Genomic DNA, 13,954 nt, shown 5'->3' on the forward strand with positions numbered 1-13,954 from the left:
TAAGTTTTTTTGCCACGAATTCACGAATTTTTCGAATTAAGATTTTAAAATAAATACTTAATTCGTGAATTCGGGGCAGAAACTTACGCTCATTTCTGAGCAAAAATTAAAAATTTTACTACAAAACTATTAACCACAAAATGTTTGTCAAATTTAAAAACAATGCAAGTGAGAATGAATTTTAGTTAGAAATGCTGACAAGCATAAAAAACAAAAATTATGAAAAACAAAATTACCACTAGAGTATTTCATTTCACGAAAACAATAGTCTGTTTTCTGTTACTATTTGCAAGTTCAGTGTATGCCCAAGATCCGGCTCAATATGGTACGCCATATACAGGAGTTCCGGACCCGAGAGATGCCAATATTTATCAGGTTCACATTCGTCCGCATAGTGCTTCCGGAACTTTAGCCGCAGTTACATCTGATTTAGACCGAATTAAATCACTTGGTATCAATGTGCTTTATTTAATGCCCATTTATCCTTACGGAACTGATTCAAGAAGTTCCAACTCTCCTTATTGTATCAAAGATTACAAATCTGTAGGTTCTGAATACGGAACGCTTACAGATATGCGTAATCTGGTAGATGCAGCCCATGCCAAAGGTATGGCAGTAATGCTTGACATTGCTGTAAACGGTACTTCATGGGATCATCCCTGGACGGTATCTCATCCGGAATATTACCAAAGAACCGGAACAACAATCAATCAGCTGGCAAACTTTTCTGATATAGCCGCGCTGGATCTTAACAATACCGCGCTTCGTGCTGCAATGAAAGATGCCATGCGTTATTGGATCTTTGCAGCTAATATTGATGGATATCGTTGTGATTTTGCTAATAATCCTCCTATTGATTTCTGGACAGAAATTATCAGCAATTTAAGAGGTATTACTTCTCATAACTTATTGATGCTTGCCGAAGGAGATCGTTTACAAAATTTTCAGGCAGGATTTGATATGAATTTTGGTGATAAATGGTTTTATGATGCATTAAAAAATGTTGCAGGCGGAGGTCCGGTTTCTACAAGATTCCAAACCACAAATGACATGGAATATACGTATGCAACAGGAAGTCAGCAAGAAGTGAGATGGACTGCAAATCATGATTCAGAAAACAACAGCGATACCGCTCCTTTTACTGTATTTAAAAGTAATGCCGGAGTAGTCGCCAATTTCTTAGTTTCGGGTTATATGAAAGGTGTTCCTTTTTTAACCAGCGGACAAGAAGTAGCATTCAATCAGGTAATTCCGTGGCCTTATACCAGCGTAAAAATAAACTGGAGCAATACTGCTGCTACACCCGAATTTGCCAAGATTCTTAACTTTAGAAATAGCAGTGCTGCCATCCGTCGTGGTACAATGACGCCATATGCCAGTGATGATATCTGTGCCTTTACAAAAACATTAGGAACTGAGAAAGTTATTGTAATGACCAATCTTAGAAATGCCAGTAAAACATTTGTGATTCCGGCTGCATTGGCAGGAACTTATAAAGATGCTTATACTGGTGCTAACGTAACATTGGTTTCGGGAGCTACCCAATCTTTTAATGCTTTTCAATATATTGTTTTAACCAATACAAATGTTGCGACTGTAGCCGTTACAGGAGTTTCAGTTAGTCCTGCAACAGCAACTGTTGGTTTAGGATCTACACAACAATTAAATCCAACAATTGCTCCGGCAAATGCAACCAACCAAAACGTAACCTGGACATCAAGCAATACAGCTGTAGCAACTGTAAATGCATCTGGATTAGTTTCAGCGGTTTCAGCAGGGACAACAACTATTACGGTTAAAACAGTTGACGGAAACAAAACAGCAACTTCAGCTATAACAGTTGCAGCAATTCCGGTTGCTTCAGTAAGTGTTTCGCCAACAACAGCAAGTTTATATGCAGGAAACACACAACAGCTTTCGGCTACAATTGCTCCGGCAAATGCAACAAACAAAACTGTAACATGGAGTTCCAGCAATACAGCCGTTGCAACTGTAAATTCATCCGGATTAGTAACAGCGGTTTCAACAGGAACAGCAAATATTACTGTAACAACACAAGACGGAAGCAAAACTGCAATTGCAGCCATTACTGTAAACGCGAATACTAATTTCACGGTTTATTTCTACAAACCATCAAATTGGGGAACCGGAATTAAAATTTATTATTGGAGTACTTTACCAACAGGCGTTTTAGCTGATGCTTCATGGCCAGGCGTAAATATGACTGATGCAGGAAATGGTTGGTACAGTTATACGTTTACCAATGTAACTTCGACTAATTTAATTTTTAATGACGGAACTAGTCAATCTGCTGATTTAAGCAGAAACAAAATAGGTTGGTACATGAATACAACTTGGTACGATTCTAATCCGGGAACAGTTGTAGCAGTTACAGGAGTAACATTATCTCCAACAACAGCAACATTGTTAGTTGGAGCAACACAGCAATTAACGCCAACAGTTGCGCCTGCAACAGCAAACAATAAAGCTGTAACATATAGTTCAAGTAATACGGCTGTAGCAACTGTAAATAGTTCCGGATTAATAACCGCTGTAGGTGCAGGTTCTGCAACAATAACCGTAACAACTCAGGATGGAGCAAAAACAGCAACTTGTGCAGTAACTGTAAATGCTACAAATGTAGCAGTAACAAGTGTGAGTTTGAGCCCAACCTCAGCATCATTATCTGTTGGCGGAACACAACAATTGACTCCAACAATTCTTCCTGCAAATGCAACAAACAAATCTGTAAATTACAGTTCTGGTAATACGGCAGTTGCAACTGTAAATAGTTCTGGATTCGTAACTGCCGTAGCAAACGGATCAGCCACTATTACGGTTACAACCGTTGACGGAAGCAAAACAAGTATAGTTTCTATTACCGTTTCGACTGCAACAGGAACATATTACACGATCAAAAACAGATGGACTGGTGCTTATTTATCTGATGCCGGAGCAAATGTAGGTTACGGTGCAACGATTGCGAATAACAATTACAAATGGCAAAAAATCGCTATAGATGCCACTTATTTTGTGCTTAAAAATGTAGCGACTGGAGAATTGATGAATATCGAAAATCAAACCGGAAATGTTCAGTCTAATATAACCGATACTACTTTCTGGAGTGCACAATGGTCAAGTGATTATATCGACGGAACCTGGATTAGAATCAGAAACAGATGGCAAACCGGAAATATTATCCATGTTGAAAATCAAACTGGTTCTGCTCAATACGGAAACTCTCAGGATGGTTGGTTTAGTGCACAATGGCAATTAGAATCTACAACAGTTTCAGGTTTAAGTGCCAAATCTTCTCTTCAAACAGAAGAAATCATTGCAACAGAAAAAGAAGTAAGCATTTATCCAAATCCTTCTACAGACAACCAATTTAATGTTTCATTGCCTGAATTAGAATCGGGAGATTTAGCTTTAATTACAGTTTCTGACATGAACGGCAAAACTGTTTTAACTCAAAAACTTTCGACTTCAGGACAAATTAATCATCATTTAGCATCAGGAATTTATATCGTAACTATAAATTCTAAAGGTTTGAATGTGACTAAAAAGTTGATTGTTAAATAACTTCAATTTAGTTATAAAAAGAAATGGCGTATGAGATTTTCATACGCCATTTTTGTTTTAAAAAAGATTCTCACAGATTATAAAATCTTTTCAATCCTTTTAATCTGTGGCAAAAAATTAAAGCTTTCCTCTTTTTTGTAAATCTTCAAGTAAATCTTTTGCAAACTCCACCGCATGAAGCGCATATCCTAAATGTCCACCCGGAACATATAAAACTTCGGTTCCAAATTGTTTTGCCAGATTAGTAACAGGCCATGCCGGCATTGTATTTACAGAATCCTTTCCTACACAGAAAATAATTTTATCCTTGTTTTCTTCCAGTTTGATGGTGTCAAAATCAGTCGATGGATATTGTCTCACTTCGTGTTTGAACCAGTACTTTGTATTTGGTGTTTCTGGTCCTTTTCCTGATTTCATGTATTCACCATCTTGGGTTTCCGGAATCAATTCATTTACGAATTTTTCTTTAGCCGCACCTTCCCCTTCTTTAATATAAAGATCATAAATTTCCTGAGTCGTCGCTTTCCATTTTTCACCATCCGGAAGATATTTTAAAGCAGTTGGTTCATGCGGAACAAGCGCTTTTATAATTTCAGGATGAAGCGTCATCAATTGAAGCGAAACCAAAGCTCCTGAACTGCTTGCGAATACAAAAGCCGGTTCACTCGTTAAATGTTTAATTAAAGCTGCAGCATCATCTGCATCAGTATTGATACGATGTGTATAATCTTGTTCACCTACTAATTTAGAACCTGAGAATCCTCTGCGATCATAGGTTACCACCATAAATGTTTTAGATAATATTTCGCGAATGGGTGTAAAGATAAAATGATCTCCGTTTGCTCCTGGAATCATTAATAAAACTGGTCCGTTTCCTTTCGTTTCATAATACAATTCAGCTCCAGCTACATTTAGTATTCCTGTTGTTACACCTTCTATTGGTTGTTTAGCATTTTCCATTTCTTTTGTATTTTAAGAATTATAAATTCAATAATTTTTCTACATTCAAGTGTCCTATTTTTGCTTTGTCTTCTTCAGAAATTGAAGCGTTTTTAAGAAAATCTCCTGTTTCGTTTTTTATCAAATAAGGATAATCTCCTGAGTAAATAATGTGGTCTGCTCCCATTTGTGCAATGGCAAACTGAAGTTGAGTTTCAGAGAAAATTCCGCTTGGTGTGATATAAACGTGTTCTTTATAATATTCTGAAATCGTACGTTTTAAATTTGTAATCTCAGGATAAAGTGTTTCGTCTAATCTTTCCAGAAAAGCAGGAACAAATTCTCCCCAATGTCCTGAAATCAATTTTAGATTGGGCAACTTATCAAAAACTCCCGAAAGAATCATTCTGATTACATGAATTCCGCTGTCCATATGCCAGCCAAAACCTGCAGCCGGAAAAACCCCGTTTACTAATTTTGACCAATTATCATTTCTAAAATAATGGTCTGCGACTCCTTTTTCAATAATTCCGGGATGCAAATAAACGGGTACATCTAGTTCAGCCGCTTTTTCAAAAATTGGAAAAAATTCAGTTTCATCAAAAAATTTCCCCTGAAAAGTTCCCGCCAATAAAGCTCCTTTAAAACCTAAACTTTTTACTGCACGTTCTAATTCTGCTGCTGCTGCAACAGGATCAGCAACTGGCAAAGCGGCAAAACCGGCAAATCGGGTTGGATTTTGTTTGATTAAATGTGCTAATTCATCATTGGCTTCAGCACAAAGTTCAACTGCAATTTTAGGGTCTGTAATTCCTTGTGGACTTCCTCCGCCATATGAAATGACCTGCATATCGATACCGCTCTCATCCATAAATTTAAGTCTGCGTACGCCAACATCTTCAATATCATCATTTGTGGGTAAAAAATGTTTTATTAATTCCTGCATGTCTTTATTTTTTTCAGCATCATTACTTTTTGGCTGAAACTGTTTCATTTTGTCACTGATTTTTGGCGAGCTAAAATGTTCTTCTATTGTAATAATTTTCATTTTTTTTAATTTTAAGAGTTTAACCAATTTTCAGATTCCTTGTACAGTTTTGCAACACTTTCCGGTTTGTCAATTCCAGGCAAATTACTATTTATAGGATAGCCACTTTGGCTTAAAGCATAAGACATATTCGCATAACTTGTTCTGAATTTGGCAATTTCTTCTTTCGGAATTGTAATACCATCAGCAGGAGAAACAGGCATTAAAGCATCTTTTTCATAAATTCCTTCCATAGAAATAATAGACCAAAGACCATTTATTTTCTGTATTTTGTATAAAAGTTTCACATCAGAACTTAATTCTAATAAATGTCCCTGGATTTCCTGTCTTATCTGAATTGTCGCCATTGTAATCGCAACGGCTTTATCTTTATTCAGCCAGATTAAAGTATCGAATAATTTGTGAGGCGCATAAGTTTCCATTTTGCTTGAAGCTTCAACGAAATCGTGTCCAGATCCTTTAAACCATGAAATTGTTACGGTAGAATTTTCGGCAAAACATTTCTTCATTTCTTCCCATTGCGCATTGTCTCGGCAAAAACGTTCAAATTCTATAAGTTCTTTAATACTGAATTTATCAATTACGTTTTCTAAAGTACTTCCGGATGGTTTTCTTAACAGCGTTTTCATAATTCCCTCTTTTTAATTTTGTTATAGATTGCATCAGTTTGGTTTCTGATGATTTATAGTACAAAATTAGGCGGATAGAAAACCCTGTGCATTGACAAATGTCAAAAAGGATTATTTGGATTTTAATCTGCTTAAAGTTTCCTGAGAAATTCCCAAATAAGTAGCGATAATTCTATTAGAAAGTCGTTGAATATAATGAGGCTGCTCTTTTAAAAGTTTTTCGTAGCGTTCTTTGGCTGAAAGCGTAACCAAATCTTCTATTCTGTTATTTTGGAAAGTAAAGGCTAATTCTAACATTCTTCTATAGAATAATCCCCAACTCGGAATTTCATTTAAAAGAATAGAAAAATCGGAATGAGAAATAGACAATAATTCTGAATCTTCTAAAGCATCAATATATTCAATTGAAGGCTTTTGATTAATAAAACTCGTGAGGGCAGTTACGGGAGTATTGTCAAAAGAAATCAATCTTGTTTTTTCCTGACCTTCTTTTGTGATGTAATAGGTACGCATGCAGCCTTTTTCTAAAAAATAAAATTTATCACATACTTCTCCCTGAGATAAAATAATGGTGTTTCGTTTTACTTTATGAGCAGTAATACAAGACATTATTCTATTCATATCCTGCGTGTTAACTTCTGCTAGTTTCGTAATAAAATCTTTAAATATATCTGTCATGAGAATATTGGTAATAACATGCTTAACCACTAATTGAACAATAATTAAAGTAATTTTAGTGACCTATAAATATAGGATAAAATTAATTGTCACAGAGTTTAAAAGTAAGAAAAAAATTATATATTTTTTGACATTTGTCAATGCGCAGGAGTTTTATCGATCTTAATTTTGGTCAAAATAAAAGGAAACAATCCTATAAATAAATATTGCTATGACATTAGATGAAAAGAAAGAATTTTTACAGCAACAATGCGATAAAAAACAGGATGCAAGAGAAATTACACCGGAAACGCATCCAATTCATATTACGGAGTGGGGAAATTCAGGACCAACAGTGCTTCTAATTCATGGAGGAGTTCAGGGCGGTTTAGGCGGAGGACCAATTAACTTTATGAATCAACGTGAACTTGCAGATAAAGGCTATAAACTACGAGTGCCTAACAGACCCGGATTTGGAGAAAGTCCTTCGCGTGGTGCAGATAGTCAAACTGCTGATGCGATTTGGATTGCAAAAGAATTAGGAAAAGGTTCTCACCTTGTTTGACATTCATTTGGTGGTGCCGAAGCTTTATTGGCTGCTGCAATCAGACCTGAAGCAGTTCAATCATTAATATTAATAGAACCCGCTTTACAACCCATATTAGCAACTGATATAGAAGGTTTAAAATTACCTGAAATTCAGGAAGCTTTGCAAGTTGTTTCGGCTCCTTTGATGGCTGCAGAAAGTCCCGGAGATTTTGCCAGACTTTTTTCAGAATGTATGGGACAAGCTATTGATGGAGGTTTGAACCCTTCGGCTGCAGCTCTGGAAGCTCATCCGGAAAGTGCACAAGCTTTAGGATGTGCGCTTCTTAATGCTGTATTAGGAACACCACAAGAAATGCGTGCAGCCGCAGATATTGTAAAAGCCGAAGGTATTCCTGTTTATGTTATTTCCGGTGGTTACAGTGCTTCTCAAGATGCATGCTGTAAAGCGATTGCGAGATTAACTGGCGGAAAACATATTATTATTCCTTGTCCAAATCATTTTATTCAGCAAGATTCTTCTAAGTTATTTAATGAATTTTTAGATAAAGAAATTCAAAATCTTTTGTAAATAGACAAAATGAAAATGCCCTTAAAAAACTAGATTTTTTTGAGGGCATTTTTTATTTATACTTTTCTACATCACTCTTATTTGTTTAGCCAACCCAGTTCTTCATCATAAATTTTCTTTACTTCTGTTGGTCTGTCTGTACCTGGAAGATCCTGACTGATCGTACCTCCAACAATTTGACGCGTATAAGAAAGCCATCGATAAGAAAGACGAAGACCTTTTACATCCGCTGGATTAATCTTCAAGTCTTGTCCCGGAATTGCAGGAGTCAATGCATCAGACTCATTTATAGAAGTCATTGCTGTAATTTTCCATTCTCCGTTACGTTTTTCTACACGATAAAGTAAACGCATATAAGATGTTAATGTAGCCTCGACATCATTTACATATACGCCACGAGTAGTTGTTGTAGGATATTCTACAAATGATTTATTATCATTTTGATAGATTAGCGCACCGCCACAACGATTCACCATAGGTAATTCTGCTACGACTTCATCAGAGCCTTTGCCAATAAAAGAGTTTACTCCTCCGCTTTGCCAACTGGTATTAATTTTTGCATCATCGGCATAACACTTTGCCAGTTCTTCATTACGATGACTTGCTCTATAGATTCTTTCTGATACAATCAGGTTATTAATCGCTTCGTAATCTGTCATAGATGTGTTTTTTACTTTGTTTGACATTTTATTTTGTTTGGATTGTGCTAAAGCAGCATTTGCAAACAAAATCATTAAAATCAATGCTCCTAATTTTCCGGACATCTTCATCTTTTTCATTTTTTTAATCCGAGCTTACATTTTGTTTTATTATTGCCCTTGGATATTACAAATTCAATAATTTCTCTGCATTTTTGTAAGCAATTTTCTCGATGTCTTCTTGGCTAACCGGAGCATTTTCAAGAAAAGCCCTTGCGCCTTCATTTCCAACATAAGGATAATCTACAGAATACATAATACGATCTGCTCCCACCATTTCAAGAGCACATTTAAACAACGGCATTGTAAATAAACCACTTGGTGTAATGTGCACATGATTGCGATAATAATGAGAAATAGTATGTTCTAAACCTGTTATTTCTTGTGGCATTTGTTCATCCATTCGATCCAGAAATAAAGCTGCAAATTCGCCCCAATGTCCTGTAATCATTTGCAGATTTGGATATTTGTCAAACGTGCCGTTTAGGATCATGTGTACAATATGAACACCAACTTCCATATGCCATCCCCAACCCGAAGCGGCGAATCTTGCACTAACATCCGGTTTTTTGCAATTGTAATAACTATCGCGTACGGATTTCATGATTGTTGTTGGATGCAAATAAATGGGCACTTTTAGTTTGTTTGCCATTTCTAATATCGGACTAAATTCATCTTCATCCAGAAACTTATCGTTGGTTGCTCCGCTGATCATTGCCCCTTTAAATCCAAATTTTGTAACCGTTCTTTCTAATTCATCTGCTGCTGCCTGAGGATTTGTTGTTGGTAAAGTAGCAAAACCTGCCAAACGATCCGGATTTGCTTTGATTGCATCTGCTAATTTATCGTTCGATGCTATTGCAAGTGGTACGGCTTCTTTTGGTGCAATTAGTTGAATTCCGGGACCACCAATACTTAAAACCTGTATATCGATACCATTAGCATCCATATCGGCTATTCTAATAGGACCTAAATCAGTCATTTTATCAAAAGTGGCATGACTTGGGTAATTGCTGTATGCTGCTCTGTGACTTGGAGCCAAACGTTCTATGGCATCTGCTGAAGCTTTTGAAATTGCAACATCTATAAAGTGCTCTTCTAATGTTATGATTTTCATTTTTCTTCTATTTTTTAATTGAATAATTTAGTTCTCTTTATACCAATAAGCCTACTAGTTGATCCAATGCTTCATCAGCTTCCGGGACTGGTAATATGAGCCAAACATGGAGCATGTCTTTGTATTCACAATAAGTCAGATCGACGTTTTCTTTTTCTGCCATTTGACTTAGTTTTTTACAATCCGGAAATAATATGTCATGCGTTCCTGTAAAAAGAATAATAGGAGCCAGATTTTTGATATTACCATAAATGGGACTTAGCAAATAGTTTTTCGGATCTGTATTTCCTGCGTATGCTTTGCTACATTCCGTTGATCTTTCGACTGATAAAATAGGATCGTATTTATCAACCTCTACTATTTCGGGATTGGATTTGGTCATATCCAGCAACGGAGATAAAAGTATAATTTGAGAAGGTTGTACGTCTTTTTCATCTCTTAATTTTTGAGCCAGCGCAAAAGCCATTCCTCCTCCGGCAGAATCTCCGATTAGAATAACATTCTCTGCTCCAACCTCATTAATTAAATTAAGCAATGCGGTATATACCATTTCAGTAGTTTCTGCATATTGATGTTCTGGTGCCAGAGGATAATCAGGAGTTACCACTGTTCTGCCTGTTCTTTCGATCAATTTACCAAAGAACACCCAATGCTCCGGAAAATAAGTTGAAACATAAGCTCCTCCATGTATGAAGAAGAAATATTTATTGATTGATTTTTTAGGCGCTATCGTCCAAACATTTTGTCCATTTATAAGTTCTGATGCTATATCGTACTTATTATAAAGTTCGGGTGTTGGTTTTGTTGCCGGCTTTGCCCTGTCATTTTTAACTGTCTGAGCAAATGTGTTGTTTTTTACTCCTGCAAGAAAAAGTCTTTTTTCTAATTGCTGGCTTTCAGTACTTGGTTCTTTTTCATTTGAAATTGTTTTCATACCATAAGTTTTACCTTTTTCTTCAATTACTTTACATTCCTTTACAATTACAATACTTTCTTTATAAATATCACGGGCTTCTCCTTTAATTACAAGTGTATGTCCTTTAGAATATTTTCGTAATTTGAGATAATCCGAAATCGGAAGTACACAAAGTGCCATTGATGCCCCATCTTTTTTATCTGATACTTCTATTGATGGCAGTCCATAAACATCCGGTCCTACATAAACCACAACGCCTGTTATAGTTACCATTTTGTTTTTATAAAGTTTTTCAGCTTTAGGTCTGTCGTACATAAAAGCATTCTGTAATTCCTTTACTGGCAAAATTTCTTTAGTGTTCATAATTCTTAAATCTTTAGCGTAAACAATACCAGCAATCAACAATAACATAATCGCTATAGTGGCTGAATTGATTCTTTTTTTGAATATCTTTATCATGAGAGTAGTAGTTTATATGTGAATAAAAAAAGATTTTGAATTTAGAAATCAAAACCTCAATATTTGTTAAAACTACTTTTAAGAAGCGGCCATTTTTTGCAAAGCTGCAGGATAACGATCTCCTTTCATGGCACCAATGGCGAAGGTTTTGTCTAGTAAATTCAGTTCTTCTGCAGATAATTCTATAGACAATGCTTCGATATTTTCATCTACACGTTTTGGTTTGTTCATTCCCACAATCGGAATAATATCATCGCCCTGATGCAATGCCCAAGCCAATGCAAGCTGACTTGCAGATATGTTTTTCTGGCTTGCCATATCTTTCAAAAATTCGATTAATTGTAGATTATGGGCGCGATTTTCTTCCTGAAATCTCGGAAGCATGTTTCTATAATCGCCTTTAGGTAATGGAAAAGTCAAATTTCCGGTCAATAAACCATAACTCAAAACAGAATAAGGAACAATGCTTACGCCAAGTTCTCGTGCAGTTGGTAAAATTTCGTTTTCTATAAATCGGGTGGCTAATGAATATTCGATTTCTAAGGCTGAAATGGGATGTACTTTATTCGCTCGCACCAATTGTTCTGCATTGGCTTCTGAAAGTCCTACATAACGAACTTTTCCTTCGTCGATTAAATCTTTTATGGCGCCAACAGTTTCTTCAATTGGCACATCGGGATCGATACGAGAAGGCTGAAGCAAATCTATTTCATCAACGCCTAGTCGGGTTAAAGAATACGCACAGAAATTTTTGATTGCATTTGGTCTTCCGTCCAATCCTAAAAAATGCCCTTTATGATCTCGTAATGCGCCAGTTTTTACGCTTAGAAAAACCTTATCTCTACGATCTTTTATGGCTTCACCTAGAATAAGTTCGCTCATTCCCATTCCGTAGAAATCAGCAGTATTTAAAAAATTAATTCCTGAATCAATTGCATATTGTAGTGTTTCTATGGTTTGCTTTTTTGCTGTTTGCAAAGATGCCGGATCATCAATTATTAATCTGGATCCCATAGATATGGAAGAAACTTCTGGTCCGTTTATTCCTAATTTTCTCGTTTTCATAATTCTTCGATTTAATTAATTTAATAAAACAAAGGTATTATGTACAAAGAGGCAAGAGAAGGTCTAAACTGCCGTTAAAAAGTTCTAAATGTCGTATTTTTATTAAGATAATCCTTTTCTATACTCTAAAGGACTTATTCCGGTATTACGTTTGAAGAATTTACCAAAAAAAGTAGCTGTAGCAAAGTTTAAATGTACCGAAATCTCAGCAATGCTCAATGCTTTTGTTTGCAATAAAACTTTGGCCTCAAGGCAAACAATCTCATTAATTATCTCACTTACAGTTTTTCCGGTTTCATTTTTCATGATTTGAGAAAGATGTTTTGCCGTTATAAAAAGTTTTTCGGCATAAAAAGAAACTTCACGATGTTCTGTGAAATTTTCAGCCAATAACTCTTTAAATTTTTCGGTAAGGTAATAGGATCTTGAATAGGCATTGTGTTCTTTTTTGGTCTTAATGTCGTATAATCCTTCAATTTCCAGAAGTAAAGCACGTAATAAGGCCTGAATACTTTCTAATTTATTAGATAAATCAGAATTTTTCTTTTGTTCTATTTGAAGTAATAACGCCTGAATAATAGCCAAATCTTCCGTATTTAAAGGAATCGCGTGTTGTCCGTTTCTTTTATAGAAAGAAAATTTCTTTAAAAATAAAGTATCAATCAATCCTGAAACTACAAAATCTTCGGTAAAGAAAAGGCTTTTGGTTTCGATTGCGCCTTTGTTAAGAATCCAGTTTCGCACTTCATCCGGTGCGACCATAACAATATACGGCGCTTTGAGCTGATAGTTTTCTAATCCTACAATAAATTCAGCTTCCCCTTTTAGAACAAGTCCAATGCTGTACATCTCAGAACGATGAGGTTCAAAATGACGATTGGGTGTAATTTCCTGAGGTTTAAAAATAAAATCCTTAAACTCTATGTCCAGACCAAATTTTTCAGTGATATCAACTATACCAAGTTTTTTAATTTCCTTCATTATAGTTTCGCTTTAAAAATGATTCTAAACTAATTCTGCTACAAAAGTAAACCTATTAAAAAGTGTATGTGCAGGCAAATCCAAAATTAGATTGCAGGTTTTCGTTCTTGAAATTTATTGATGGTTTAAAGGCTAATCTTTCGCTTACATTAAATTGAGATAAAGCAGCATCGATATTGGCATCAATAATATTTAAAACATAAAATCCAACGATAAATAATGCGGATAAATCTCTATTGCGTTGAAATTGCTTTTGTGCAGAAACTAACTGACTTTCGCTTAAGTTAGCCATATATTCTGAACTGCTTATATTTCCTGCCAATCTGCTTTTATATTCGTCTCTATAAGTTTTGTAGTTTTTCTGACTGTCGATATAAAAATAAGCACTTGTGCCAATTGCTCCATAAACCAACGGAAGTTTCCAGTATTTTTTATTGTAAATCTGCCCTAAACCCGGAAAAATAGCGGAATAAAATGCTGCTTTCGCGGGACGAAGCGGATCAATTGTTTCTGATTTAAGAGTATCTTTTGAAATAATTTGTTTGGTTTCCTGAGCTGAAATTGACGTTAATCCTAAAAATAAAAACAGAAGTGTAAATTGATATTGCATAAAAAGTTGGCTTTGAAATTTTGAGTCAAAGAAAACTTTTTAGTTCTAAGGTTTTTCTTAAATAAAAGATAAATAAAACTTAAGATTTTTTTAGCCACGACCCGAGCGATAGCGAACAGGCGAAGCAATTTCACGA

13 protein-coding genes are annotated in these 13,954 nt (G+C 35.5%); 3 read left to right on the forward strand and 10 right to left on the reverse strand.

Features of this window, described 5'->3' with window-relative positions:
- The first annotated feature begins 219 nt into the window (after positions 1–219).
- Positions 220–3,582, forward strand: a complete 3,363-nt coding sequence (locus tag BXU01_RS04635; protein WP_083691940.1) for an Ig-like domain-containing protein — start codon at positions 220–222, stop codon at positions 3,580–3,582.
- Positions 3,583–3,699: 117 nt separating this feature from the next.
- Here the strand turns inward: BXU01_RS04635 and BXU01_RS04640 are convergent, their stop codons facing one another.
- The 4 genes from BXU01_RS04640 to BXU01_RS04655 form a co-directional block, all read right to left on the reverse strand.
- A complete protein-coding gene (locus tag BXU01_RS04640; protein WP_083691941.1) occupies positions 3,700–4,542 on the reverse strand; it encodes an alpha/beta hydrolase in 843 nt (280 codons plus the stop codon).
- A gap of 19 nt (positions 4,543–4,561) precedes the next feature.
- Positions 4,562–5,569, reverse strand: coding sequence for an amidohydrolase family protein (locus BXU01_RS04645; protein WP_083692691.1), 1,008 nt, complete (start codon positions 5,567–5,569; stop codon positions 4,562–4,564).
- Positions 5,570–5,580: 11 nt separating this feature from the next.
- Positions 5,581–6,198, reverse strand: a complete 618-nt coding sequence (locus BXU01_RS04650; protein ID WP_083691942.1) for a nuclear transport factor 2 family protein — start codon at positions 6,196–6,198, stop codon at positions 5,581–5,583.
- A 111-nt stretch (positions 6,199–6,309) separates the two neighbouring features.
- On the reverse strand, positions 6,310–6,876 hold the full coding sequence (locus BXU01_RS04655; RefSeq protein WP_083691943.1) for a Crp/Fnr family transcriptional regulator: 567 nt from the start codon (positions 6,874–6,876) through the stop codon (positions 6,310–6,312).
- 211 nt (positions 6,877–7,087) lie between these two features.
- Here BXU01_RS04655 and BXU01_RS04660 point away from each other — a divergent pair, with 211 nt between their 5' ends.
- Both BXU01_RS04660 and BXU01_RS04665 read left to right on the forward strand, forming a co-directional pair.
- On the forward strand, positions 7,088–7,420 hold the full coding sequence (locus tag BXU01_RS04660; RefSeq protein WP_083691944.1) for an alpha/beta fold hydrolase: 333 nt from the start codon (positions 7,088–7,090) through the stop codon (positions 7,418–7,420).
- 27 nt (positions 7,421–7,447) lie between these two features.
- A complete protein-coding gene (locus BXU01_RS04665; RefSeq protein WP_083691945.1) occupies positions 7,448–7,972 on the forward strand; it encodes an alpha/beta fold hydrolase in 525 nt (174 codons plus the stop codon).
- Positions 7,973–8,049: 77 nt separating this feature from the next.
- On the opposite strand, the gene BXU01_RS23735 is transcribed toward BXU01_RS04665, so the two are convergent.
- From BXU01_RS23735 to BXU01_RS04695, 6 genes are all read right to left on the reverse strand, one after another.
- Complete coding sequence (locus BXU01_RS23735) at positions 8,050–8,751, reverse strand: hypothetical protein (protein ID WP_206196604.1); 702 nt, start codon at positions 8,749–8,751, stop codon at positions 8,050–8,052.
- Between the two features lie 46 nt (positions 8,752–8,797).
- A complete protein-coding gene (locus BXU01_RS04675) occupies positions 8,798–9,787 on the reverse strand; it encodes an amidohydrolase family protein (RefSeq protein WP_206196605.1) in 990 nt (329 codons plus the stop codon).
- A 37-nt stretch (positions 9,788–9,824) separates the two neighbouring features.
- Positions 9,825–11,162 (reverse strand): alpha/beta hydrolase fold domain-containing protein, encoded by a 1,338-nt coding sequence (locus BXU01_RS04680; RefSeq protein ID WP_083691946.1) that lies wholly within the window; start codon positions 11,160–11,162, stop codon positions 9,825–9,827.
- 78 nt (positions 11,163–11,240) lie between these two features.
- Positions 11,241–12,227 (reverse strand): aldo/keto reductase, encoded by a 987-nt coding sequence (locus BXU01_RS04685; RefSeq protein WP_083691947.1) that lies wholly within the window; start codon positions 12,225–12,227, stop codon positions 11,241–11,243.
- Positions 12,228–12,329: 102 nt separating this feature from the next.
- Positions 12,330–13,208, reverse strand: a complete 879-nt coding sequence (locus BXU01_RS04690) for a helix-turn-helix domain-containing protein (protein ID WP_083691948.1) — start codon at positions 13,206–13,208, stop codon at positions 12,330–12,332.
- Positions 13,209–13,263: 55 nt separating this feature from the next.
- Positions 13,264–13,818, reverse strand: a complete 555-nt coding sequence (locus BXU01_RS04695; protein WP_083691949.1) for a DUF5683 domain-containing protein — start codon at positions 13,816–13,818, stop codon at positions 13,264–13,266.
- Positions 13,819–13,954: the final 136 nt, after the last annotated feature.

It is taken from the genome of [Flexibacter] sp. ATCC 35103 (assembly GCF_001975985.1).
Taxonomy (GTDB): domain Bacteria; phylum Bacteroidota; class Bacteroidia; order Flavobacteriales; family Flavobacteriaceae; genus Flavobacterium.

Coding starts and splice junctions, on each gene's coding strand:
- BXU01_RS04635 (WP_083691940.1), top strand. CDS start 220: ATGAAAAACAAAATTACCACTAGAGTATTTCATTTCACGAAAACAATA.
- BXU01_RS04640 (WP_083691941.1), bottom strand. CDS start 4,542: ATGGAAAATGCTAAACAACCAATAGAAGGTGTAACAACAGGAATACTA.
- BXU01_RS04645 (WP_083692691.1), bottom strand. CDS start 5,569: ATGAAAATTATTACAATAGAAGAACATTTTAGCTCGCCAAAAATCAGT.
- BXU01_RS04650 (WP_083691942.1), bottom strand. CDS start 6,198: ATGAAAACGCTGTTAAGAAAACCATCCGGAAGTACTTTAGAAAACGTA.
- BXU01_RS04655 (WP_083691943.1), bottom strand. CDS start 6,876: ATGACAGATATATTTAAAGATTTTATTACGAAACTAGCAGAAGTTAAC.
- BXU01_RS04660 (WP_083691944.1), top strand. CDS start 7,088: ATGACATTAGATGAAAAGAAAGAATTTTTACAGCAACAATGCGATAAA.
- BXU01_RS23735 (WP_206196604.1), bottom strand. CDS start 8,751: ATGAAAAAGATGAAGATGTCCGGAAAATTAGGAGCATTGATTTTAATG.
- BXU01_RS04675 (WP_206196605.1), bottom strand. CDS start 9,787: ATGAAAATCATAACATTAGAAGAGCACTTTATAGATGTTGCAATTTCA.
- BXU01_RS04680 (WP_083691946.1), bottom strand. CDS start 11,162: ATGATAAAGATATTCAAAAAAAGAATCAATTCAGCCACTATAGCGATT.
- BXU01_RS04685 (WP_083691947.1), bottom strand. CDS start 12,227: ATGAAAACGAGAAAATTAGGAATAAACGGACCAGAAGTTTCTTCCATA.
- BXU01_RS04690 (WP_083691948.1), bottom strand. CDS start 13,208: ATGAAGGAAATTAAAAAACTTGGTATAGTTGATATCACTGAAAAATTT.
- BXU01_RS04695 (WP_083691949.1), bottom strand. CDS start 13,818: ATGCAATATCAATTTACACTTCTGTTTTTATTTTTAGGATTAACGTCA.